Source organism: Pseudomonas sp. TE3644 (assembly GCF_056278815.1).
This window is the reverse complement of record NZ_JBWBQF010000001.1, coordinates 1,172,516-1,196,520: the sequence shown is the minus strand read 5'-3', so window position 1 is coordinate 1,196,520 and position 24,005 is coordinate 1,172,516. Positions and strand designations below refer to the sequence as shown.

The following is a 24,005-nucleotide window of genomic DNA, read 5'->3' as shown; positions in this document are numbered from 1 at the left end:
TTCCTTAGCTGCCCCACGAGTCGCGCAGGGTGACGGTACGGTTGAATACCGGACGACCAGGCTGAGTGTCTTTCAGGTCGGCGCAGAAGTAGCCTTCGCGCTCGAACTGGAAGCGGTCTTCCGGCTGTGCATTGGCCAGCGAAGGCTCGGCACGACAACCGGTCAGCACTTGCAGCGAATCAGGGTTGATGTTGTCCAGGAAGGTCTGGCCTTCCTCGGCCTTTTCCGGGCTGGACGAACGGAACAGACGATCGTACAGGCGCACTTCGCATTCCACGCTGGCGGCGGCCGGCACCCAGTGGATCACACCCTTGACCTTGCGGCCTTCAGGGTTCTTGCCCAGGGTATCGGGGTCGTAGCTGCACAGCAGTTCGACGATGTTGCCGTCGGCGTCCTTGATGGCCTCGTCGGCGCGGATCACGTAGCTGCCGCGCAGGCGCACTTCACCGGTGGGCTCCAGGCGCTTGTAGCCCATTGGCGGCTCTTCCATGAAGTCGTCGCGGTCGATGTAGATTTCGCGGGCGAACGGCAGCACGCGAACACCCATGTCTTCTTTCGGGTGGCGCGGCAGCTCCAGGGTTTCTTCCTGGCCTTCCGGGTAGTTGGTGATGGTCACCTTCAGCGGGCGCAGCACGCACATGGCGCGCGGGGCGTGGCGGTCCAGGTCGTCACGGATGCTGAATTCGAGCATGTTCATGTCGACCACGCCGTCGGAACGGTTGGTGCCGATCATTTCGCAGAAGTTGCGAATCGAGGCCGCGGTGTAGCCACGACGACGGAAGCCCGACAGGGTGGACATGCGCGGGTCATCCCAACCATGCACGTGCTTCTCGTCGACCAATTGCTTGAGCTTGCGCTTGCTGGTCACGGTGTAGCTCAGGTTCAGGCGGCTGAACTCGTACTGGCGCGGCTTGCATGGCACCGGCAGGTTGTCCAGGAACCACTCGTACAGCGGGCGATGGCCTTCGAACTCCAGGGTGCAGATGGAGTGGGTAATGCCTTCGATGGCATCCGACTGACCGTGGGTGAAGTCATAGTTGGGGTAGATGCACCATTTGTCACCGGTCTGGTGGTGATGGGCATGGCGGATGCGGTACAGGATCGGGTCGCGCAGGTTCATGTTCGGCGAGGCCATGTCGATCTTGGCACGCAGCACGCGCTCGCCGTCCTGGAACTCGCCAGCCTTCATGCGGGCGAACAGGTCCAGGTTCTCTTCCACCGAACGCTCACGGAACGGGCTGTTCTTGCCCGGCTCGGTCAGGCTGCCGCGGTATTCGCGGGCCTGCTCGGGGGTCAGGTCGCAGACGTAGGCGTTGCCCGACTTGATCAGGTCAACGGCCCAGTCGTGCAACTGGTCGAAATACTGCGAGGCGTAGCGCACCTCACCGGCCCAGTCGAAGCCCAGCCATTTCACGTCGCGCTCGATGGCGTCGATGTATTCCTGGTCTTCCTTGGCCGGGTTGGTGTCGTCAAAGCGCAGGTGGCACACGCCACCCAGCTCTTTGGCCAGGCCAAAGTTGACGCAGATCGACTTGGCGTGGCCGATGTGCAGGTAGCCGTTGGGCTCTGGGGGGAAGCGCGTGACGATGCTGGCGTGCTTGCCCGAGTCCAGGTCGGCCTGCAGGATGGGCCGCAGGAAATTGGTGGGAACTACCGGCGCGCCTTTGGCGTTTGCGGCATTGGGAGCGTTATCGGCGGTGGGCTTGCTCATAGGATCCTTGAAAACGTACCTGTGGCCATGGGTAGGCCGACTAAATCAAAGCGCTTATCATAGCCGAAGCTGTCAAGTCGCTGACAGGCCAGTCTGCCGGGTTTCGCCGGCCGTCTGCGAAAAAACAGCCTCGAAATGCGTATCGCGACCTGTAAACTGCGCGTCAGGGTTATAACGACCCGCCAAATTCTCCAGAAAAGAGCGAATCCTGAAATGTCCAAAGTAAAACTGACTACCAACTTCGGCGACATCGTGCTGCAGCTCAACGCTGACAAAGCGCCGAAAACCGTGGAAAACTTCATCGAGTACGTCAACGCTGGCCACTACGCCAACACCGTATTCCACCGCGTCATCAGCAACTTCATGATCCAGGGCGGCGGTTTCGAGCCAGGCATGAAGGAAAAGAAAGACAAGCGCCCAAGCATCCAGAACGAAGCCAACAACGGCCTCTCCAACACCAAGTACACCGTTGCCATGGCCCGCACCATGGAGCCGCATTCGGCATCGGCGCAGTTCTTCATCAACGTCGCCGACAACACCTTCCTGAACCACAGCGCACCGACCGTTCAAGGTTGGGGCTACGCCGTGTTCGGTGAAGTGGTTGAAGGCAACGACGTGGTCGACAAGATCAAGGGCGTGGCCACTGGCTCCAAGTCGGGCCACCAGGACGTACCGGTTGAAGACGTGATCATCGAGAAAGCCGAGATCGTTGAGTGATTCTGCTGATCTCCGATCTGCACCTGCAGGAAGAACGCCCGGACATTACCCGGGCGTTTCTGGAGTTTCTCGCCGGGCGCGCGCGCTCGGCGAGCGCTCTTTATATACTGGGGGACTTTTTCGAAGCCTGGATTGGCGACGATGGTGCCAGCCCCTACCAGCTTTCGATCGGCGAGGCCCTGCGCGCATTGAGCGACAGTGGCACGAAGATCTTTCTGATGCACGGCAACCGCGACTTCCTGATCGGCAAGCGCTTCTGCAAGGCCGCCGGCGCCACCCTGCTGGCCGACCCCACTGTGGTCGACTTCTACGGCGAGCCGGTGTTGCTGATGCACGGCGACAGCCTGTGCACCCTGGATGAAGGCTACATGCGCATGCGCCGTATCCTGCGCAACCCCCTGACGCTGTTCATCCTGCGCCACCTGCCCTTGCGCACCCGCCACAAGCTGGCGCGCAAGCTGCGCAGCGAAAGCCGCGCGCAAACCCGCATGAAGGCCAATGAGATTGTCGATGTGACGCCTGAAGAGGTGCCGCGGATCATGGCCCAGTACAAGGTGGCCACGTTGATCCATGGCCACACCCACCGGCCGGCCATCCACAAACTGCACGTGGGCGATGCGCCCGCGCGGCGGATTGTGTTGGGGGATTGGGACAAGGAGGGGTGGGCGCTGCAGGTGGATGAGCAGGGGATGTCGTTGGCGGCGTTTGCTTTTTAGACCGCGGTGCCCTTTTCCCGAGCTTCGCTCGGTCCCACACCTTTCGCGGCAGTGGTGTCAGCGAGGCAAAGCACTTAGCCCCTGGTGGCACCACAGATATTCCTGCGGTGCCACCAAGGGCTAAGTGCTTGATGTCATTGACTCAACTGCCGCGAAAGGTGTGGGACCGAGCGAAGCTCGGGAAGCAGGCACCACCGATCAGTGCCCTGAAGCCTCCGGCCCCGCCTTGGCCGCAAACGGCGGCTTGGCCAGCCACACGATCAACACCAAGCCCATGAACATCCAGCCCAGCAGCGTGAAGTAATCCACGGTGGAGAGCATGTACGCCTGCGCCTCGACGATCCCATCCAGCTGCTGGTAGGTCTTGAGCCCTGCCCCACCCATTTGCTGGATGGTGTGCTGGGTGGCCGGGTCGTACACGGTCACGCTTTCCGTCAGGTAGGCATGGTGCTGGTCCGCCCGGCGGATCCAGATCCAGGTGGTCAGCGACGCCGCGAAGCTGCCGCCCAGGGTGCGCAGGAAGGTCGCCAGGCCCGAGCCGTCGGCGATCTGGTGCGGCGGCAGGTCCGACAGCAGGATGGTCAGCGTCGGCATGAAGAACAGCGCCACGCCAATCCCCATGAACATCTGCACTAGGGCGATGTGGTTGAAGTCCACCTCATTGGTGAACCCGGCCCGCATGAAGCAGCTGGTACCAATGGCCAGGAACGCCAGCCCTGCCAGAATCCGCAGGTCGAACTTGGTGGCGTACTTGCCCACGAACGGCGACATCAGCACCGGCAATATGCCCAGCGGCGCCACCGCCAGCCCTGCCCACGTAGCGGTGTAACCCAACTGCGTCTGCAACCACTGCGGCAGGATCAGGTTGATGCCGAAGAAGCCGGCATAGCCCAGGATCAGCACAATGGTGCCGTAGCGGAAGTTGCGGTACTTGAACAGCTTGAGGTTGACCACCGGGTGCGCATCGGTCAGTTCCCAGATGACGAAGAACGCCAGGGCAATGGCCGAGATCACCGAGCCGATGATGATGAAGTTGGACTCGAACCAGTCGGCGTCGTTGCCCTTGTCCAGCACGATTTGCAAGGCGCCGACACCGATGATCAAGGCAATCAGCCCCACGTAGTCCATGGGCTGGCGACTGGTGACCACCGGTCGCGCAGCCAACTGCTGACGCACCACCAGGCAGGCAAAGATACCGATCGGCACGTTGATGAAGAAAATCCACGGCCAGCTGTAACTGTCAGTGATCCAGCCACCCAGGATCGGCCCGGCAATGGGCGCCACCACCGTGACCATGGCCAGCAGTGCCAGTGCCATCCCCCTTTTCGCCGGGGGGTACACCGCAATCAGCAGCGTCTGGGTCATGGGGTACAACGGCCCCGCCACCACGCCTTGCAGCACGCGGAAGCCGACCAGCTCGGGCATGGAGGTGGAAATACCGCACAGGAACGAGGCCAGCACGAACAGGATGGTGGCCCACAGGAACAGTTTCACCTCGCCAAAGCGTCGGCTCAGCCAACCGGTCAGCGGCAAGGCGATGGCGTTGCTCACCGCAAACGAGGTGATTACCCAGGTGCCCTGCTCGGAGCTGACGCCCAGGTTGCCGGAAATGGTCGGCAGCGCCACGTTGGCGATGGTGGTGTCGAGCACCTGCATGAACGTCGCCAGCGACAGGCCGATGGTGCTGAGCAACAGGCTGGGCGGCTTGAAGGAAGCGTTACTCATCGCAAATCCCCAGGAAAAAAGTCAGACAGGCCCCGCGCATGGGCGGCGGGGCCTGGGATCGGCGAATCAGCGTTGGGCAGTGCCGGCGGCAGCGCCGACGCTGTTGTCGTGGATCAGGCGGGCGATCATGTCGTCGGCCTCACCCAGTTGGCGGTCGTAGACCTGGGTGCTGAACGTGGCTTTCTGCGGCGGCTGCTGGGCCAGTACCGGGCCGCTCTGGTCGTGCAGGTTGACGTCGACCACGGTGGACAGGCCGATGCGCAGCGGGTGGTTTTTCAGCTCGTCGGCGTTCAGGTGGATACGCACCGGCACGCGCTGGACGATCTTGATCCAGTTGCCGGTGGCGTTCTGCGCCGGCAGCAGGGCAAAGGCGCTGCCGGTACCGGCGCCCAGGCTGTCGACGGTGCCGCTGAACTTGACGTCGCTGCCGTACAGGTCGGCGGTGATGTCCACCGGCTGGCCGATGCGCATCTTGCTTAGTTGGGTTTCCTTGAAGTTGGCGTCGATCCAGATCTGGTCCAGCGGGATCACGGCCATGGTCGCGGTGCCCGGCTGGATGCGCTGCCCCAGTTGCACGGTACGCTTGGCCACGTAGCCGGTCACCGGCGCGATCAGCGTGGTACGGGCGTTGGCCAGGTAGGCCTGACGCAGTTGCGCGGCGGCCGCCATTACGTCCGGATGAGTCGCCACGGTGGTGTCATCCACCAGCGCGTTGCTGCCCTTGAGCGCTTGCTGGGCGTTGGCCACGGCCGCCTGGGCGGCGTTCAGGTCGTCACGGGCGTGGGACAGTTCTTCCTGGGAAATCGCCCCGCCGGCCGCCAGGGTACGACGACGGTCGTAGTTGTCCTGGGCCTTTTTCAGGTCGGTCTGGCGCGACAGCAATTGCGCCTTGGAACCGTCGACGTTGCTGTACAGGCTGCGCGCCTGGCGCACGGCCTTGGCCAGGTTGGCCTGGGCGCTTTGCAGGTTGACCTTGGCATCGGCCGGGTCGAATTCGAGCAGCACTTGGCCGGCGTGCACCAGGTCGCCGTCGTCGGCGCCGATGCTGGTGACGGTGCCGGTGACCAGCGGGGTGATTTCCACCACGTTGCCGTTCACATAGGCGTCATCGGTGCTTTCGCTCCAGCGGCCGTACATTTCGTACCAGCCCCAGGTGCCCAGGCCGCCGAGGATCACCACCAACAGCAGAATGAACAACATCACCTTGCGCTTGCGCGGGTTGCCAGCGTTGGGTTGTTCCGTGCCCGGAGCCTTGTCCGGCGATTGTGTAGCGGAGGCAGTAGCCATGACAGATACCTTGCTTATTCAGTCTGTGTTGCGTGTGCGGGAGTGGCGGCTGCCTGGGTGACGTCTTCACCCTGGTAACCGCCGCCAAGGGCTTGCATCAACTGGATCGACAGATCGATCTGCTCGGCGTTGAGGCTGGCCAGTTGGCGCTGTGCTTGCAGCAGTTGCTGTTCGATGGTCAGCACGTCCACGTAGTTGCCGATACCCGACCCGTAACGCAGGGTGCCGGTGTCGAACGACTGTTTGGCGATGCTGGCGGCGCGTTCCTGCGCCTTGATCTGCAGGTCGATGGCGTGCAACTGGTTGATGGTGTCGCTGACATCGCCAAGGGCCTTGACCAGGCTCTTGTTGTACTGCGCCACGGCCAGGTCGTAGTCGGCGTCCTTGGCGTCGAGGGCGGCGCGCAGGCGGCCACCGTCGAAGATCGGCAGCGACACGGTCGGGGCGATAGTGAAGAACTTGCTGGCGCTGCCGAACAGCGCGTCACCCAGCAACGACTGCGTACCCGCTTGGGCGCTCAGGTTGAGGTTGGGGTAGAAGCGCGTCTTGCTCGCGGCCACGTCCTTGCTCGCCGCCTCCACGCGCCAGCGCGCGGCGACCAGGTCGGGACGGCGGCCCAGCAGCTCGGCGGGCAGCACTGACGGCAGGGCCACGGCGCTGGCTTGCAGTACTTTCGGGCGGGCGATTTCGTTGGCGCGGTCCGGGCCTTTGCCCAGCAACACGGCCAGGGCGATACGGGCGCTTTGCAGGCGTTTCTTGGCGTCTTCGGCCGAAGCCTGGGAGCTGGCCGCCAGGCTCTCGGTCTGCTGGAACTGGTAGTCGCTGTCGATGCCGGCCTTGAGACGGCGCTGGCCCAGATTGAGCATCTGCTGGGTGCGTTTGAGGTCCTCTTGGGCCAGGTCGTCCATGATGTACGCCTGGCCCAGGTCGCTGTAGGCACGGGCGACGTCGGCGGCCAGGGTCAGGGCAGCGGCCTGGCGATCGACTTCAGCGGCACGGGCCTGGCCCAGTGCGGCTTCCCAGGCATCACGCTGGCCGCCCCACAGGTCGAAGCTGTAATTGAAGGCCAGGTCGGCCTGGCGCACGGTGGCGTAAAGGCCGCCCACGCCTTGCGGGTCCTGCACCTTGGGCAGGCGCTCGCGGGTGACGCCGGCCTGGGCGTCCAGGGTCGGCATGCGTGAGGCGTCGACGGCATAGGCGGCAGCGTCGGCCTGGTGGGCACGGGCCGCGGCCACCTGCATGTCAGGGCTGTCACGCAGCGCTTCGCGGATCAGGCCGTCGAGCTGGTCATCGCCCAGGCTCTTCCACCAGTCGGCCTTGGGCCAGGCGGCCGGCGACAGGGTCACGCCCTTGAGCGTGCCATCGGCGTGCAGGGTTTTGGCGTCGGTGGCGACGCCCGAAGTGTTCAACCCGTGGAAATTGGCGCAGCCAGCCAGGCTCATGGCCAAAAACACCAGGCTGAACCGGTTGCGTAAGGACTTGCCGCTCATTTTGCACCTACCCGCAAGGCGGTGAGGGTGTCCCCTGCCGCCAGCAATACTTTGGTTAAGATTCGTTCCAGGCTTTCCAGTTCATCCGGCTCCAGCACGCCCACCAACTCGTTCATGGCGTCGGAACCCACCACCGGCAACTTGCCTGCCAGCTCAAGGCCGGCATCGGTCAGCCCGACCCGCACCTGGCGGCGATCGTCGGCACAGGGGCGGCGCACAATCAGTGCCTTCTGTTCCAGACGGTCGAGCATGCGCGTCATCGAACCGCTGTCCAGCGACAGGTAGCGGCACAGCTCGGCCGGCCGGTCGACGCCGAACTGTTCCATGATCAACAGCACCTTGAATTGCGCGGCGGTAACGCCCTCGGGCACCAGGTGGGTATCGAGGATGCGGTCCTTGACCGACGACGCACGGCCCAGCAACAGGCCGATGGTGCAGTTGCGGAAATTTTCGGGGGTGAAGTGTCTCATCGTGTAAAAGCCTGCCTAGGCAGTAATGTTCACACAATGTTACTGCCTAGGCAGCTAATGTCAAACTAAATTGTTAGCTTGCTTATTATTTAGACGATACCCACGCGGGAAAGTTTAGAAACTCACAAGGCGGGCAACGCCAACCTGACAGGCCATGGCACATTGCAACAAACGTGGGAGCGGGTTCTACCCGCGAAGCGCCGCGCGGGCGGCGCTCGATCTCGAGGGCGCCGTTACAACATCGCCTGGCACCTGGTGGCCGTGACGCTGTCTCCAGGCGGGACCTTCGAAGAAAGCTCGGTATGCCTGTCTTGAAACCGCGTCATGGCGCCTAGGTGCATGTCTTGGTTTTTTTATCGCTCTTGAGATCGAGCGCCGCCCGCGCGGCGCTTCGCGGGTAGAACCCGCTCCCACATCTGTTGCAACGTGCCATGGCCTGTTTGAGCGGCGTTGGCAGCTTTGTTCGCCAGACGTTGGAGAAGTTACGCGGTCGCAGGCACGCCGCTATGGAACCGGAATTCGGGGTCGGGACTGAGGATCAGGTCGGCCTCCACGGCGCGGACCTTTTCGATGGTCTGGGCGATGTCTTTCGCCTCGCCATACTGATGCGCCAGCTTCAGGTAGCCCTGGTAATGCCGCGCCTCGCTCTTGAGCAGGCCGTGATAGAAGGTGCCCAGCTCTTCGTCCAAATGCGGCACCAGCGCCTCGAAACGCTCGCAGCTACGCGCTTCGATGAAGGCGCCCACCACCAGGGTATCCACCAGCTTCACCGGCTCATGGCTGCGCACCACCTTGCGCAGGCCCGAGGCGTAGCGCCCGGCGTGCAGCGGCCGCAGTTCGATCTTGCGGCGTTTCATCAGGCGGATCACCTGCTCGTGATGCACCAGTTCTTCGCGGGCCAGGCGCGACATCATGTTGATCAGGTCGGCGTGGGTGCAGTACTTGGCGATCAGGCTCAGCGCGGTGCTGGCGGCCTTGAATTCGCAGTTCTTGTGATCGATCAGCATGGTTTCCTGATCGGCCAGGGCCGCCTCGACCCAAGCCTGCGGCGTCCTGCAACCGAGGAACTCATGGATTTCAGACAGCATGCGCAACTCCTGGCGGTGGGCAAAAGCGGGCGATTATACGGACCCCACGGCAGATCGCCAGCCGCTATGCTTTAGAGAGGTGAATGAGCCTGACTGACGGCTGTCTATAGTAGACAGGCGCCTACATCCCTACCCCCGCGGGAGAACCGTCATGCAAGCGATCCGCAGCCTTCTGGTGGTGCTGGACCCCGAACACGCCCACAGCCAGGCGCTGACCCGTGCCAAGCTGATCGCCGGCGTCACCCAGGCGCACATGCACCTGCTGATGTGCGATCCGCATCAGGAGCACAGCGCCCTGCTCTCCCTGCTGATCAGCCAGCTGCACGACGATGGCTTCACCGCCACCGCCGAGCAAGCCTGGGAAGGCAGCCTGGAGAAAACCATCATCAAGGTGCAGCAGGCCGAAGGCTGCGGGCTGGTGATCAAGCAGCACCGGCATGAAAGCGCCCTGAAGCGCTTTTTGCTCACGCCCACCGACTGGAAACTGCTGCGCCATTGCCCCTGCGCGGTGCTGATGGTCAAGAGCGAGCGCCCCTGGACCCATGGCGTGATCCTGGCTGCCGTCGATGTGGGCAATGCCGACGGCGAACACCGGCACCTGCACGGCAACATCGTCGAACACGGCTTCGACATCGCGCGCCTGGCCAAGGGCGACCTGCACGTCATCGCCGCCCACCCCTCGCCCATGCTGTCGGCGGCCGACCCGACCTTTCAGCTCAAGGAAACCATCGAGGCCCGCTACCGCGAGCAGTGCGCGGCGTTTCAGGCAGAGTTCGACATCGATGATGGGCACCTGCACATCGCCGAGGGGCCGGCGGACGTGCTGATTCCGTTTACCGCGCACAAGCTCAACGCGGCGGTGACGGTGATCGGTACGGTGGCGCGCACCGGGGTGTCGGGGGCGTTGATCGGCAATACCGCAGAGGTGGTGCTCGATGCGCTGGAAAGCGATGTGCTGGTGCTCAAGACCGATGAGATCATTGCGCATCTGGAGGAGTTGGCCCGCGGCTAACCCGTAGCCGCTGCCGAAGGCTGCGCTGGCCCTATGCCTCACTGCAGATCTCGAGGGTTCACACCGGCCTGCGCAGCCTTCGGCAGCGGCTACAGGTTATTCGCCCTGCAAGGCATCCTGCAAAAACCCCGGCGCGATGTAGCGCTCGTAGTGCGCCTCGGACAGAAGGAAAAATTCCCGATCAATGGCATCGCGCAGATCCGGCAGCTCCCAGTCACGGAATTCGGGCAGCAAGACCATGCCATAGGCCTCCAGCTGGTTGATCACCCGCGCGCCACGGGCAATCAACTGGTACGCCCAGCAGTATTCGGATTGATTAGGGACAAAACGGATCTTGCGTTGCTCCAGCTGAAGGCGCAGCTTGTCCTTGTCGAAGATTTCCAGCTTGGCGACCATCACCTGCACCAACAGCTGTTCCAGACGCAGCCACACGGCGCGCTTGGCTTCGTCGTCATACCCGTTCCAGTGGATCACTTCGTGATGGAAGCGCTTGCAGCCGCGGCACACGAGGTCCCCGTAAACCGTGGAGCAGAGGCCTACGCAGGGGGTCTTGATGGACTGGTTGGACATGGCTTGGCAACGCATTGAAAAGTAAGACAGGCGGCCATGTTAGCCCTTTGTCTAAGGATGATCACCCCCGAAGTGGTAGGGCTTAACTTACCTTTCTGGAATTTTTGCCGTAGAATCACGCTGCCTTTTTAGGCACCAATGTCCGCTAGAAGCTGTTTTCAAAGCGTCACGAGCACAGTTATCCGACAGAACGGCGTTGGCGCAGGTATTTGCAGGCTCGAATACCTGGCGCCAGCCCTCATCAGCTCCCCGTTCTGGAGGCGTAAAACTTTGAAAGCAGCTTCTACAAGGAATTTCTGCAGCCCAGGCTTGACGGCTCATAAAGCCGTGCGGCGCATGGGCGCAGAAGTGACTGGATGAGCGTCCCGGACAGGGACCACTGATGAGGGTAATAACTGTGCTTGAAGCCTACCGCAAACACATCGAAGAGCGTGCCGCCCAGGGTATCGTGCCCCAGCCGCTTAACGCCGAACAAACAGCCGGCCTGGTCGAGCTGTTGAAGAATCCTCCCGCTGGCGAAGAAGCCGTCCTTGTCGACCTGATCACCAACCGCGTTCCACCCGGTGTGGACGAAGCGGCCTACGTGAAGGCCGGCTTCCTCTCCGCTATCGCCAAGGGCGAAGCCACTTCCCCGCTGATCGACAAGAAACGTGCCGTCGAGTTGCTGGGCACCATGCAGGGCGGCTACAACATCGCCACCATGGTTGAGCTGCTGGACAGCGCCGAGCTGGCCGCTGTTGCCGCCGAACAACTCAAGCACACCCTGCTGATGTTCGACGCCTTCCACGACGTGGCGGAAAAAGCCAAGAACGGCAATGCTCACGCTCAAGGCGTGCTGCAGTCCTGGGCTGACGGCGAGTGGTTCAAGAAGCGCCCGGTACTGGCCGACAAGATCAGCCTGCGCGTATTCAAGGTCACCGGCGAAACCAACACCGACGACCTGTCGCCTGCCCCTGACGCCTGGTCGCGCCCGGACATCCCGCTGCACGCCCTGGCCATGCTGAAAATGGCCCGTGACGGTATCGTCCCGGACGTGCAAGGCTCCATCGGCCCGATGAAGCAAATCGAGCAGATGCGTGGCGAAGGCTTCCCGATCGCCTACGTGGGTGACGTGGTAGGTACCGGCTCGTCGCGTAAATCGGCGACCAACTCGGTGCTGTGGTTCTTCGGCGACGACATCCCTTACGTGCCTAACAAGCGCGCCGGTGGTTTCTGCTTCGGCTCCAAGATCGCCCCGATCTTCTACAACACCATGGAAGACGCCGGCGCCCTGCCGATCGAATTCGATGTCTCGAACATCAACATGGGCGACGTGATCGACCTGTACCCGCACGCTGGCAAAGTCTGCAAGCACGGTACCGACGAAGTCATCACCACCTTTGAAATGAAAACCCCGGTGCTGTTGGACGAAGTCCGCGCCGGCGGCCGTATCCCGCTGATCGTCGGCCGTGGCCTGACCGAAAAAGCACGCGCCGAGCTGGGCCTGGGCCCAACCGACCTGTTCAAGCTGCCAGAAGCCCCGGTCGACACTGGCAAGGGCTTCACCCTGGCGCAGAAAATGGTCGGCAAGGCCTGCGGCCTGCCAGTGGGCAAGGGCGTGCGCCCGGGCACCTACTGCGAACCGAAAATGACCACCGTGGGTTCGCAAGACACCACCGGCCCGATGACCCGCGACGAGCTGAAAGACCTGGCGTGCCTGGGCTTCTCCGCTGACCTGGTCATGCAGTCGTTCTGCCACACCGCTGCCTATCCGAAGCCGATCGACGTGGTCACCCACCACACCCTGCCGGACTTCATCCGTACCCGCGGCGGCGTTTCGCTGCGCCCAGGCGATGGCATCATCCACAGCTGGCTGAACCGCATGCTGCTGCCGGACACCGTTGGTACCGGTGGTGACTCGCACACCCGCTTCCCGATCGGCATCTCGTTCCCGGCAGGTTCGGGCCTGGTCGCCTTCGCCGCAGCCACTGGCGTGATGCCACTGGACATGCCGGAGTCGGTGCTGGTGCGCTTCAAGGGCAAACTGCAACCGGGCATCACCCTGCGTGACCTGGTACACGCCATCCCTTACTACGGCATCCAGAAAGGCCTGCTGACCGTCGAGAAGAAAGGCAAGATCAACGCCTTCTCGGGTCGCATCCTGGAAATCGAAGGCCTGGACGAGCTGACCGTTGAACAAGCGTTCGAACTGTCCGACGCCTCGGCCGAGCGCTCTGCCGCCGGTTGCACCATCAAGCTGCCGGAAAAGGCCATCGCCGAGTACCTGAAGTCGAACATCACCCTGCTGCGCTGGATGATCAGCGAAGGCTACGGCGATGCGCGCACCATGGAACGTCGTGCCCAAGCGATGGAAGCCTGGCTGGCCAACCCTGAACTGCTGACCGCCGATGCCGACGCCGAATACGCCGAAATCATCGAAATCGACCTGGCCGACGTCAAGGAGCCAGTCCTCTGCGCCCCTAACGACCCGGACGACGCTCGCCTGCTGTCCACCGTTCAAGGCCAGAAGATCGACGAAGTGTTCATCGGTTCGTGCATGACCAACATCGGTCACTTCCGCGCTGCCGGCAAGCTGCTGGACCAGGTCAAAGGCCAACTGCCAACCCGCCTGTGGCTGTCGCCGCCAACCAAGATGGACGCCCATCAGCTGACCGAGGAAGGCTACTACGGCATCTACGGCAAAGCCGGCGCGCGCATGGAAATGCCGGGCTGCTCGCTGTGCATGGGTAACCAGGCACGCGTTGAGCCGAACAGCACCGTGGTGTCGACCTCGACCCGTAACTTCCCGAACCGTCTGGGCGATGGCGCCAACGTGTTCCTGGCCTCCGCCGAACTGGCTGCCGTTGCCTCGATTCTGGGCAAGCTGCCAACCGTGGAAGAGTACATGGAATACGCGAAAAACATCGACAGCATGGCTGCCGACGTTTACCGCTACCTGAGCTTCGACCAGATCGCCGAGTTCCGTGAGGCTGCTGCCAGCGCGAACATTCCGGTGGTTCAGGCCTGAGGCCACGCTGAACGCCTGGGTGGTTGACGGGTGAATGAAGAAGGGTTGCCCCTGTGAGGGGGCAACCTTTTTTTTTCGGTAATGGGTGAGGGACTACATTACGGAGCCCCCCTATAGGCGTATTGCCGAAAATCCCGCAGCTCTCATGGGCAGTGATCGCGTAGTGATAGCGGCCTTTAGGCTTCTTTAGATATTTACCTTTCAATACCCCGGCCAAGTCCCTCCACGGCGTCGCCACCAACCACCCCCCCTGCGCTATTTTACCCCTCGCAATGGTGATGTAATATTTGCGACGGCCAACTCGGCAGAATAAGCTGGCAATAAAAGAATCGCCCATAAATCTTTTCATGACGACCTCCGTGGTCAATGTAAAGGCCGAGTGAAACTTTCAGATTTCAACCGGTTTGTGTCAACCTCGTGAACGAGGAGCCAGAATGCACGCAAAAACGTTCATCATCGCCGACAGTGGCGTACTGGGCTCTCACCCAACAAGCGTTGCGCGGAATACCGCAACGGTATCGGCGCCAAGCGTCAAATAGGTATCGTTGTAAATACCCACTTGGCGCCCGGCCTCGGAGCGAAGCGTGAAGTCCAGTAATGCCCCGCCCTGCCATTCCCCCATCGGCTGCACCTTCCAATAATCGGCCGTGCCGCTGTATTCCGGACGGTACATACCCAGATAATGATTACGACTAACATCAAGGATCGTGTCTTCCCAGATGCCTTTACGGGCATTATGGACTTCGAAGTGAATGCGATCCTCGGTCTGCTTCAGGTATTTGAAATAGAACAGCATGGGAGCCGCACTGGGGTCCAACGTCAACCACCCGTTATCCGTGGGCAAGGCGGCATTTTCTATAATATTGACCGCCCGAGGGTTCTCCGGACCTTCATAGCCGAGGGTCAGGCATTCCAGCTTTGCATAGAACGAGGACTGCGCGAACTTGTTCATCATATTCTCCTGATTGTTGATAATGCACATTTGGCTTGAGGGGCAGCGCGCCTGCTATTACAGCCACTTCAAGATGCGGGCATGAAAGCCTGTATCACCACTGCCGTAAACACCCATATAATGAACAATAAGATTGGCGCCATGAGCCTGATAGATAAACTCATCCTTTCGACCAACTTTATTCCCCGCTTTATCCAACCAATCAAAATCAAATTCAGTGTCACTGACCTGCCGGGTAACGTTAACCACCCAACGATTATCGGCCTCCGAAACCTTGTAAAAGCCCATGAAATTTTTAAGACTGAGGTCTAGTTTTCCATCGGCATATTCTCCGGCCGCCGGGGCGCCGCTAATCCGGAAGCACAGCCCTGTCTTCACCACCTCGACAAATTCGAAGCGTAACTCCACCTGCTCACCCTGTGGCTGAAGCCATCCCCCCTGAGCGGGCAGTATCGAATAACTGCAGGAAACCGGTCCGGACTCGCCTTTATCGGACCATTTAAGCGTTGCAATGAATGATTTACCTTCCAATGATTTCATGTTGACTTCCTTTTCTTATGAGTGCTACTGACAGGAAGGCGCTGGCGCCTCAAACAGGATGGAAATATGAATCGGTCCAACGCCGAACCCATACACAGAGCTTTGCGGACGAAAACCCTAAGATCTGACGTCCTCCAGGGTAAACTCCAGTATTGTCCCGCCCGAAGTGTTCAAGTAAGGAATGCTCACGGGCAGGTTCCCAACTCCGACTTCGATGGCTGTTACACGATATCCATCTTTGTCCCGCAGGAAAAAGCGCCCGTCCCGGTAACTGACGCTGACCAAATCGAACTTCCAGACGTTCTCGATACTGGCCAGGTGGTACAACCCCAGATATCCTCGGCTGCTGACGCCCAACGTGGCATTGGCGTAGTAGCCCGCGCTATCGGCGCCGGTAATGGCGTAATGAAAGCGGTCTTTGGTCTGGCTCAGGTAGGTGAACTTGAACTCCGCCGCTGGCCATTCACTGTCCGCAAAAGTAAGCCAACCCGACTGGCCTGCAATGACAGTGTCCGAGAGGGCAATCCTTCTTTGGTACCCTGGGGTAACGCCTCGAATCTTGGCAACGAATGACGTGCCCATTAAATCTTTCATGGTGACCTCCTTGGTCATTACCGCGATGCGGCCTGATGTGCTTCCTTCCACAGTTGATACGCTACAGGGCTTGAGCTTGGGCAGGCGTTACATAATTAAGCGCAATGGCCAGACGCTGCGGTCGCAGGCATAAAAAAACCCGTCGATGTCGACGGGTTTTTTTTGAAGCGCTTACGGTTTAAGGATTAGAGGTCCCACTCAGCGCCAGGTCCATCAACTCCCGGTTCGCCACGGCGTACATGGCGTAATCGGTCCCGGTCGCGGCTTTGAGCTCCTCTAGCATGGCGCGCCAGCGCACCACCATGTTTTTGTGCTGCTCGGCCCACAACTCCACACGCTCATCCATGTCCGCCGGGGCATCGGCCATCTGCAACACGGAGATGGTGATGGCCCGCTGCTGGAAGTCGATGTCATCGCGGAACGCCTCGCGGGCCAGGGCCTGCCAATTGTTTTCCACCGGCAGGCTGCTGATTTGCTGCAGGTACCAGTTCAGGTCCAGCGAGCTGCCCACCGCGAAGAACGCCTTGGCCACTTCGGCAGCGTTGTGCCCGGTGACGTCCGACGCCTCGATGATCGGCAGCAGCGTGTACAGGTGACTGGTGCCGGCAACCATGCGCGCCAGCAACTCCGGCACCCCCGCTTCCACGTAGGCTTGGTAACGGGTTTGCCAGACTTCGCGGGTCGGGCCTTCCAGCAACTCGTCGAGCTTGAGGCCCAATGCGGCGATGTGCGGCCCGAAGTGGGCCACGTCGCGGCCGGCGTCCTGCTCGTTGCGGCGGCTACGCAGGAACCAGCGCGTGGCACGACGACCCAGGCGCATCAGCTCATCCATCAGCGTCAGTTGCACCTCGGCAGCCACTTGGTAGTCCAGCGCCTCGATCTGGCGGAACCAGTGCGGCAGGTGGAAGATGTCGCGCACGATCACATACGCGCCGGCCACGTTGGCCGGGCTCATGCCGGTGGACTCCTTCAGGCGCTGAACGAAGGTAATGCCCATGTTATTGACCAGGTCGTTGGCGATCTGGGTGCTGACGATTTCACGCTTCAGGCGGTGACGGCGCATGGAATCGGCGTACTTGTTCACCAGGCTTGGCGGGAACGCGGTTTCCATGTCGCGGGTCAGGTAGTCGTCGTCCGGCACCTGAGACTTGAGCAAGGCTTCCTTGAGGTCGATCTTGCTGTAGGAAATCAGCACCGACAGCTCGGCACGGGTCAGGCCCTGACTGGCCGCCACGCGCTCTACCAGTTGCTCCTCGGTAGGGAGGAATTCAATGGCGCGGTCCAGCTTGCCGCGGCTTTCCAGATCGGCCATCAGACGCTTGTACTCGGCCAGGCGCTCGTAGGCACGGCGCGCGGCCAGGGACAGGGCCTGGGTCTGCTTGTAGTTATTGCCCAGCACCAGGTTGCCGACCTCATCGGTCATGCTGCCCAGCAGCTGGTTGCGCTGCTTCTCGGTCATGTCGCCGGCCTGCACCACTTCGTTGAGCAGGATCTTGATGTTGACCTCGTGGTCGGAGCAGTCCACGCCCCCGGCGTTGTCGATGAAGTCAGTGTTGGTGGCACCGCCCAGCAGGCCGAACTCCACGCGGCCCAGTTGAGTCATGCCCAGGTTGCCGCCCTCGCCCACCACCTTGCAGCGCAATTCGTTGCCGTTCACGCGCAGGGCGTCGTTGGCCTTGTCGCCGACGTCGGCATGGCTTTCCTGGCTGGCCTTGACGTAGGTGCCGATGCCGCCGTTCCACAGCAGGTCCACCGGCGCCTTGAGCAGCGCGTTGAGCAGCTCGGTCGGCGTCAGGCGATCCGCCAGGATGTCGAAGCGCGCCTTCATCTGCGGGCTGATGGCAATGCTCTTGGCGCTGCGCGGGAAGATGCCGCCACCCTCGGACATGATCGAGGTGTTGTAGTCGCTCCAGGCCGAGCGCGGCAGGTCGAACAGGCGCTGGCGTTCGGCGAAGCTGGTGGCCGGGTCCGGGTTGGGGTCGATGAAGATGTGCAGGTGGTTGAACGCGGCCACCAGTTGCAGCTTGTCGGACATCAGCAAGCCGTTGCCGAACACGTCACCGGCCATGTCGCCGATGCCGATGACCGTGGTCACGTCCTGCTGCACGTTGATGCCACGCTCGCGGAAGTGGCGCTGCACACCCACCCACGCGCCCTTGGCGGTGATACCCATCTTCTTGTGGTCGTAACCGGCCGAGCCGCCGGAGGCGAAGGCGTCGCCCAACCAGAAGCCGTAGTCGATGGCGATGCCGTTGGCGATGTCGGAGAAGGTCGCGGTGCCTTTGTCGGCCGCTACCACCAGGTAGGGGTCGTCGTCATCATGGCGCACCACGTTGGCCGGTGGCACCACGCCGCCGTCCTTGAGGTTGTCGGTGATGTCCAGCAAACCGGAGATGAAGATGCGGTAGCAGGCGATGCCCTCGGCCTGGATATCGTCACGGCTGCCGCCCAGGGGCAGGCGCCGTGGCAGGAAGCCGCCCTTGGCGCCCACCGGCACGATCACCGAGTTCTTCACCTGCTGGGCTTTGACCAGGCCCAGCACTTCGGTGCGGAAGTCTTCCTCGCGGTCCGACCAGCGCAGGCCGCCACGGGCCACGTTGCCGAAGCGCAGGTGCACGCCTTCCACGCGCGGGCTGTAGACGAAAATCTCGAACTTGGGCACCGGCTTGGGCAGCTCGGGAATCAGCTTGGGGTTGAACTTGAAGCTGAAGTACGACTTGGCGTGCCCCTTGGCGTCGGGCTGGTAGAAGTTGGTACGCAGGGTGGCCTTGATCAGGTCCAGGTAGCGGCGCAGGATGCGGTCTTCGTTGAGCACCTGCACGTCGTCCAGGGCCGTGAGGATGGCCTGTTCCAGACGCTGCTGCTTGTCGTCCAGGTCTTCTCCGGTGAGCTTGCGCGCCAGGTAGAAGCGCGTCTTGAACAGCCGGGTCAGCTCACGGGCGATGTCAGTGTGGTTGTTCAGGGTGCTGGCGATGTAGCCCAGGTCGAACCCCAGGCGGATCTGCTTGAGGTAGCGAGCGTAGGCACGCAGCAGTGCCACGTCACGCCACGGCAGGCCGGCGGTCAGCACCAGGCGGTTGAAGGCGTCGTTCTCGGCGTCGCCCTGCACGATGTGCACAAAGGCATCCTGCAGGGTGTCGTTGAGCTGCTGGATGTCCAGGTTCAGGCCTTCGGCGGCGGTGAAGGCGAAGTCGTGAATCCAGAACTCGCGGCCGTTGGTGTGGCGCAGGCGGTACGGGAATTCACCCAGCACGCGCAGGCCCAGGTTTTCCAGGATCGGCAGCACGTCGGACAGCGCCAGCGGCGTGTCGGCATGGTAGAGCTTGCAATGCAGCTGCTGTTTGCCGGTCTGCGCCAGCGGCTGGTAGAAGCTCATCACCAGCGGGCGCTTTTCCGACAGGGTCAGCAGGTGCTGCATGTCCACCACCGCCGAATGCGCGGCGAAGCGCTCGCGGTAACCGGCCGGGAAACCCTTCGGGAAATCAGCCAGCACGTTGGTGCCATGGGCCTCGCCGAAGGCCTCGACGGTGAGGCTGGCGTAGTCGTCCTGCCAGGAACGGCAGGCTTGCACCACTTCGTTTTCCAGCTGCAGCGGGTCGATGTCGATACGGTTTTTCGGGTCCACGCGCAGGATCAGTTGCACACGCGCCAGCACCGATTCGGAGAAGAAGGTCCAGAACTCGCAGTCGCTGGCCTTCAGGCGCTCCATCAGCACCTGCTGGATTTTCTGCCGCACCTCAGTGGAATAGACATCACGCGGCACGTAGGCCAGGCAGTAGCAGAAGCGCCCGTACGGGTCCTTGCGCAGGAACACGCGGACCTTGTTGCGTTCCTGAATCTGCACGATGGACATTACCGTGCTGAACAGCTCGTCCACCGGGGTCTGGAACAGGTCGTCGCGCGGCAGCACCTCCACCACCTGGGCCAGCTCCTTGCCCAGGTGCGCCTTGGCGTCGAAGCCCGAGCGGCGCTCGATCTCGGCCACCTTGCGGCGGATGTAGGGGATCTGACGCACGCTTTCGCCGTACACCGACGAGGTATACAGGCCCATGAAACGGCATTCCTTGATGACCTTGCCGTCGGCGTCGATCTGGCGCACCGACACGTAGTCCGGATAGGCCGGACGGTGCACGCGGCTGGGGTGCGCGGCCTTGGCGAACGACAGCAGCAGCGGCTCGTTGAGGTAGCTGACCGCGTAATCCTCGATGCGCAGGTCGTCGGCAGTAAGGCCGGCGCGCAGCAGGCGGGTCAGGCCCAGGAACGAGCTTTCGTCGTACACCAGGTGGCCGCCATCGGCGTCGTTGGTGACGGTGAATTCTTCATAGCCCAGAAAGGTGAAGTGGTTGCTCACAAGCCATTCCAGGAAGGTCTTGATCTCGGTCTTCTCGTCGGCGTCGACGGCGTAGGCGCTCTGCTCCACCACGTGCAGCACGTCGCGCACCTTGGCCTTCATCAGCTCGAAATCGCCGACGGCCACGCGCACTTCCACCAGCACCTGCTCCAGTTCACGCGCCAGCAGGGTCAGCTCGGCGGCGTTGGCGCAGCGGTCGATCTCCAGGTACATCAGCGATTCCTGCAGCACGCCGTCGCCCTGGGTGCCCTTGGGCAGCACTTCCAGCAGGCTGCCATCGGCGCCGCGGCGCACGCTCAGCACGGTGGTTTGCAGGGTGTGGATGCTGTAGCCGCGGCGGTTGAGTTCGGTACGCACCGAGTCCACCAAAAACGGCAGGTCGTGGTGCAGCACTTCGACGGCCGTGTGGGTGGATTGCCAGCCGTGGCGTTCGTAATCGGGGTTGTACACCCGCACCTGGGGCTGGGCGTGGTCGAAGCGCTCCAGCAGGCGCCAGGCCGAGAGGGTACAACCGGCCAGGTCGCTTAGGCGGCGCTGGGTGAGTTCGTCCAATGAGATGATGCCGAAGAACTGATCGGCGAACAGCGCTACTTGTGGCAGTGCCTGTTCACTGATGTGCTGCGCCAGGGCCGTCTGCAGTTGTTGCTGGAAATCGGCTTTGCTGGCTGCGGTGAAGAACGCCATCTGTGGTACTCCGCTTGGGCTTGTTTTTGAATGAAGCGTCGCGTGTGTTCCCCTCTGGGATCAACCATAGCCAACCCGCTGCGAGAGGGGAGGAAAAACCCGCTACCGAAGTTTTCCGGCACCGAGAGGCAAGGGTCCGAACGGGCGCCTTGGACGTTGCACCAAAATGGACCGCTTGCCGACTCCCCAGCTTAACGAGTGCAACAGGTTGGATACTTGCGGGGCTGCGACATATTCGGTCAATCAGGAGTTGTCATACGAGATACACAGGGCGTTGCACACACAGGTTTCTGATTCGACGCAAACAGTGTCAGAATCGCTGCCTGCCCACTAACCTTGGTAATAAACATGCAATTTCAAGCCAGCCAGTTGATGGTCAACCCTTGCGACGACGAAGAAGACAACATGGCGCTGCTGTGCTGCCATGATGAAAAGGGCGGCATGATCCTGATCACGCGTCTGGCCGAAGACAAGGACGTGGAGTTCACCCTGGGCGAGGAAGACCCCTGCTACGTGCGTGACTTCAAGGTAACCCTGGACGACAAGACCCTGACATTCGAGCTGGCCGCCGACGACGCCGACGTATTGAACGGCGACGTGGAACTGGTGATCAACTATGACAGCAGCCAGGTAGACCTGCCGGAAGTGGAAGAGACCCTGCGCAACATCCTCGACGGCACCGGCACCTACGTCAGCCACATCGCCCGCTGATCAGCGCACAGGAGCGCGCCATGACCCGCCAGGTATTCGACGCTCACTGCCACATCATCGACCCGCGCTTCCCGCTGGTCGCCAATGACGGCTACTTGCCACCCACCTACACGGTGGACGATTACCTGGCCCAGGTCACGCCGCTGGGCGTGAGCAGTGGCGCGGTGGTGTCCGGGTCGTTCCAGGTGTTCGATCAGGGCTACCTGCTGGATGCCCTGGCGCGCCTGGGCCCGGGTTTTGTCGGCGTTACCCAGTTGCCGGCCTCGGTGACCGATGACGAACTGCAGCACCTGGACCGCCATGGCGTGCGGGCGCTGCGCTTCAACCTCAAGCGTGGCGGTTCGGAGCAGCTGGACAAGCTGGAGCCGTTTGCCAAGCGCGTGCATGAGCTGCTGGGCTGGCATGCCGAGTTGTATGTCGATTCTCGTGATTTGCATGCCCTGGAGGCGCGCCTGCTGCGCTTGCCGGAAGTCAGCATCGACCATCTGGGGCTGAGCCGTGAAGGCTTGCCCACGGTGCTGCGCCTGGCCGAGCGCGGGGTGCGGGTGAAGGCCTGCGGGTTCGGGCGTGTCGATTTTCCGGTGGGTCCGGCGTTGCAGGCGCTGTATGCGGCCAATCCCCATGCCCTGATGTTTGGCACTGATCTGCCGTCTACGCGCGCGCCGCGGCCGTTTCAGGTGGATGACCTGACGTTGGTCGAGGATGTGTTGGGGGAAGACGGGGCGCAGATGGTGCTGTGGGGCAATGCGCGGGATTTCTACCGCCTGTAGCCGCTGCCGCCAGGCGGCGCTGGCCCGTGTACACCCTGGGGATCTCCAGCGAACATCAGGGCCTGCGCAGCCTGGCGGCAGCGGCTACGGTCAGTCGAGTTTCTTGCGAATCCAATACAGGTAAGTCCCCTCACCCTCCCGCTGCTCCACCAACTCATGCCCCAAAAACACACAGAACTTGGGGATATCACGCTTGGTCGACGGGTCTGTTGCAATCACTTTCAACACACCGCCCGCCGCCAGGTCGCGCACGTGCTGGTGCAGCATCATCACCGGTTCAGGGCAGTTGAGGCCGGTGGCGTCGAGCACACCATCCACGGCCAGTTCAGCGGGTTCAGACATACAACTCTCCAGAAACATGCAGGCAATCAGCCCTTGCGTGGGGCCTTCTTGGTCGGGGTGTCGAGGCGGCGCAGGTGGCAGGTCACTTCTTCGCGGTCGTGGTACAGCTGCTTGCAGCCGATTTCGACGTCGATACCACGGGCCTTGAAGCCGTCGGCAATGCGCTCCAGCAGGCGACGCACTTCGGCATAGCGCTGCTTCATCGGCAGTTTGAGGTTGACCACCGCTTCGCGGCATAGGCCCTCACCCAGCCAGGTTTCCAGCAGGAACGCACTGCGCGCCGGCTTTTCGACGATGTCGCAGACCATCCAGTCCACGGTGGGGCGCGGCTTGTAGGTGAAGCCATCGGCCATCAGGTGGGTGACCAGGCCGGTGTCCATCAGCCTCTGCGCCATGGGGCCATTGTCGATCGCGGTCACCAGCATGCCGCGGCGCACCAGCTGGTAGGTCCAGCCACCGGGGGCGGCGCCCAGGTCAACGCCGGTCATGTCTTCGGACAGACGCTCATCCCACTCATCGCGCGGGATGAAGTGGTGCCAGGCCTCTTCCAGCTTCAGGGTCGAACGGCTGGGCGCCTCGCGGGGGAACTTGAGGCGCGGGATACCCATGGGCCACATGGCCGAGTTGTCGGCCGGGGCCAGGCCCAAAAACACCTCGCGGCCGCTGCGGAAGGTCAGCAGCAAGCGTGGCAGGCTGTCGTCTTCCACCAGCTTGCCGGCCTTTAGCAGTGCCTTGCGCAGCGGGCCTTCGAATTTGCGACAGAAGGTCGACAGTTCCTTGCCGTCGTTGGTGTCCAGCACCTCCAGCCACAGGCTACCGCAGGTCGGATAAGCACCCAAGGCATCAAGCAGCACGCTGATGCGGTCAGTTTCCGGCAATTCCACGAATTCGCCGCGGGCCCACTGGCGCGGGAAGATCAGGTCGCTGAAGTTGACCTCATCCATCAACCGCTCAAGGTCGGCCGGTTCATGGCAAATGAACTCGGCAAAGGCGCTGGACGGCTTGGCCTTGGCGTAGCCAGCCACGTCGAAGTAGGCGGCCAATTCGGAAATTTCGGAACAGACTTCGCCTTCGAAGCCCGACCGGCAGTGCATAAACAGGGTATTCATTAACCACTCCTGGACCGGCGACCCGACAGTGGGCCGCCGCCATGGCGGGCGCGCCACTGGCACGCCGCCGAAATGGGCGCATGATAAAGGAAGTTCGGAACCGGCGACACGCCTGGACAGTCCAGTGTAATGATAGCTAGCTACGCTTTCTGCCCGGGT

19 protein-coding genes are annotated in these 24,005 nt (G+C 62.0%); 6 read left to right on the top strand and 13 right to left on the bottom strand.

Going from position 1 to position 24,005, the window contains the following annotated elements; translation table 11 throughout:
- Positions 1 to 4: 4 nt before the first annotated feature.
- Positions 5 to 1,711 (bottom strand): glutamine--tRNA ligase/YqeY domain fusion protein, encoded by a 1,707-nt coding sequence (locus ACZ9GA_RS05420; RefSeq protein ID WP_457356726.1) that lies wholly within the window; start codon positions 1,709 to 1,711, stop codon positions 5 to 7.
- A 213-nt stretch (positions 1,712 to 1,924) separates the two neighbouring features.
- Here ACZ9GA_RS05420 and ACZ9GA_RS05415 point away from each other — a divergent pair, with 213 nt between their 5' ends.
- Together ACZ9GA_RS05415 and lpxH are read left to right on the top strand one after the other, a co-directional pair.
- The gene (locus tag ACZ9GA_RS05415; protein WP_457356727.1) at positions 1,925 to 2,428 is read left to right on the top strand and encodes a peptidylprolyl isomerase; all 504 of its coding nucleotides are present in this window, start codon (positions 1,925 to 1,927) and stop codon (positions 2,426 to 2,428) included.
- Positions 2,425 to 3,144 (top strand): UDP-2,3-diacylglucosamine diphosphatase, encoded by a 720-nt coding sequence (gene lpxH, locus ACZ9GA_RS05410; RefSeq protein WP_457356728.1) that lies wholly within the window; start codon positions 2,425 to 2,427, stop codon positions 3,142 to 3,144. Before ACZ9GA_RS05415 ends, lpxH begins: the two co-directional genes overlap by 4 nt.
- Positions 3,145 to 3,342: 198 nt before the next feature.
- Here lpxH and ACZ9GA_RS05405 read toward each other — a convergent pair whose 3' ends face one another.
- The 5 genes from ACZ9GA_RS05405 to ACZ9GA_RS05385 form a co-directional block, all read right to left on the bottom strand.
- On the bottom strand, positions 3,343 to 4,869 hold the full coding sequence (locus ACZ9GA_RS05405) for a DHA2 family efflux MFS transporter permease subunit (RefSeq protein WP_476226420.1): 1,527 nt from the start codon (positions 4,867 to 4,869) through the stop codon (positions 3,343 to 3,345).
- A gap of 66 nt (positions 4,870 to 4,935) precedes the next feature.
- Positions 4,936 to 6,156 carry an efflux RND transporter periplasmic adaptor subunit gene (locus tag ACZ9GA_RS05400; protein WP_457356731.1) on the bottom strand — a complete coding sequence of 407 codons (1,221 nt, stop codon included), beginning with the start codon at positions 6,154 to 6,156 and terminating at the stop codon, positions 4,936 to 4,938.
- A gap of 14 nt (positions 6,157 to 6,170) precedes the next feature.
- Positions 6,171 to 7,646 (bottom strand): efflux transporter outer membrane subunit, encoded by a 1,476-nt coding sequence (locus ACZ9GA_RS05395; protein WP_457356732.1) that lies wholly within the window; start codon positions 7,644 to 7,646, stop codon positions 6,171 to 6,173.
- Positions 7,643 to 8,116: a MarR family winged helix-turn-helix transcriptional regulator gene (locus ACZ9GA_RS05390; RefSeq protein ID WP_457356733.1), complete on the bottom strand. Its 474-nt coding sequence runs from the start codon at positions 8,114 to 8,116 to the stop codon at positions 7,643 to 7,645. Before ACZ9GA_RS05390 ends, ACZ9GA_RS05395 begins: the two co-directional genes overlap by 4 nt.
- A gap of 482 nt (positions 8,117 to 8,598) precedes the next feature.
- Positions 8,599 to 9,204, bottom strand: a complete 606-nt coding sequence (locus tag ACZ9GA_RS05385; protein WP_455923650.1) for a MiaE family protein — start codon at positions 9,202 to 9,204, stop codon at positions 8,599 to 8,601.
- A 151-nt stretch (positions 9,205 to 9,355) separates the two neighbouring features.
- Between ACZ9GA_RS05385 and ACZ9GA_RS05380 the strand changes: the two genes are divergently transcribed.
- Complete coding sequence (locus ACZ9GA_RS05380) at positions 9,356 to 10,216, top strand: universal stress protein (RefSeq protein WP_457356734.1); 861 nt, start codon at positions 9,356 to 9,358, stop codon at positions 10,214 to 10,216.
- Positions 10,217 to 10,312: 96 nt separating this feature from the next.
- On the opposite strand, the gene ACZ9GA_RS05375 is transcribed toward ACZ9GA_RS05380, so the two are convergent.
- The gene (locus ACZ9GA_RS05375) at positions 10,313 to 10,786 is read right to left on the bottom strand and encodes a DUF1289 domain-containing protein (protein ID WP_457356735.1); all 474 of its coding nucleotides are present in this window, start codon (positions 10,784 to 10,786) and stop codon (positions 10,313 to 10,315) included.
- Positions 10,787 to 11,183: 397 nt separating this feature from the next.
- Between ACZ9GA_RS05375 and acnB the strand changes: the two genes are divergently transcribed.
- On the top strand, positions 11,184 to 13,793 hold the full coding sequence (gene acnB, locus ACZ9GA_RS05370) for a bifunctional aconitate hydratase 2/2-methylisocitrate dehydratase (RefSeq protein ID WP_455923657.1): 2,610 nt from the start codon (positions 11,184 to 11,186) through the stop codon (positions 13,791 to 13,793).
- A 481-nt stretch (positions 13,794 to 14,274) separates the two neighbouring features.
- Here acnB and ACZ9GA_RS05365 read toward each other — a convergent pair whose 3' ends face one another.
- The 4 genes from ACZ9GA_RS05365 to ACZ9GA_RS05350 all read right to left on the bottom strand — a co-directional run bounded on the left by ACZ9GA_RS05365 (position 14,275) and on the right by ACZ9GA_RS05350 (position 20,914).
- Entirely contained in the window at positions 14,275 to 14,745 is a 471-nt protein-coding gene (locus tag ACZ9GA_RS05365; protein WP_457356736.1) for a hypothetical protein, read from the bottom strand.
- Between the two features lie 57 nt (positions 14,746 to 14,802).
- The gene (locus ACZ9GA_RS05360; RefSeq protein WP_457356737.1) at positions 14,803 to 15,285 is read right to left on the bottom strand and encodes a hypothetical protein; all 483 of its coding nucleotides are present in this window, start codon (positions 15,283 to 15,285) and stop codon (positions 14,803 to 14,805) included.
- 117 nt (positions 15,286 to 15,402) lie between these two features.
- A complete protein-coding gene (locus ACZ9GA_RS05355; protein ID WP_457356738.1) occupies positions 15,403 to 15,879 on the bottom strand; it encodes a hypothetical protein in 477 nt (158 codons plus the stop codon).
- Between the two features lie 178 nt (positions 15,880 to 16,057).
- Positions 16,058 to 20,914, bottom strand: coding sequence for an NAD-glutamate dehydrogenase (locus tag ACZ9GA_RS05350; RefSeq protein ID WP_457356739.1), 4,857 nt, complete (start codon positions 20,912 to 20,914; stop codon positions 16,058 to 16,060).
- Between the two features lie 348 nt (positions 20,915 to 21,262).
- On the opposite strand from ACZ9GA_RS05350, the gene ACZ9GA_RS05345 reads away from it, so the two are divergent.
- Both ACZ9GA_RS05345 and ACZ9GA_RS05340 read left to right on the top strand, forming a co-directional pair.
- Positions 21,263 to 21,625: a hypothetical protein gene (locus tag ACZ9GA_RS05345; protein ID WP_455923644.1), complete on the top strand. Its 363-nt coding sequence runs from the start codon at positions 21,263 to 21,265 to the stop codon at positions 21,623 to 21,625.
- Positions 21,626 to 21,645: 20 nt separating this feature from the next.
- Positions 21,646 to 22,395 (top strand): amidohydrolase family protein, encoded by a 750-nt coding sequence (locus ACZ9GA_RS05340; RefSeq protein ID WP_457356740.1) that lies wholly within the window; start codon positions 21,646 to 21,648, stop codon positions 22,393 to 22,395.
- A 90-nt stretch (positions 22,396 to 22,485) separates the two neighbouring features.
- On the opposite strand, the gene tusA is transcribed toward ACZ9GA_RS05340, so the two are convergent.
- Together tusA and rlmM are read right to left on the bottom strand one after the other, a co-directional pair.
- Complete coding sequence (tusA, locus tag ACZ9GA_RS05335; protein WP_457356741.1) at positions 22,486 to 22,737, bottom strand: sulfurtransferase TusA; 252 nt, start codon at positions 22,735 to 22,737, stop codon at positions 22,486 to 22,488.
- A gap of 26 nt (positions 22,738 to 22,763) precedes the next feature.
- Positions 22,764 to 23,846 (bottom strand): 23S rRNA (cytidine(2498)-2'-O)-methyltransferase RlmM, encoded by a 1,083-nt coding sequence (rlmM, locus tag ACZ9GA_RS05330; RefSeq protein WP_457356742.1) that lies wholly within the window; start codon positions 23,844 to 23,846, stop codon positions 22,764 to 22,766.
- Positions 23,847 to 24,005: the final 159 nt, after the last annotated feature.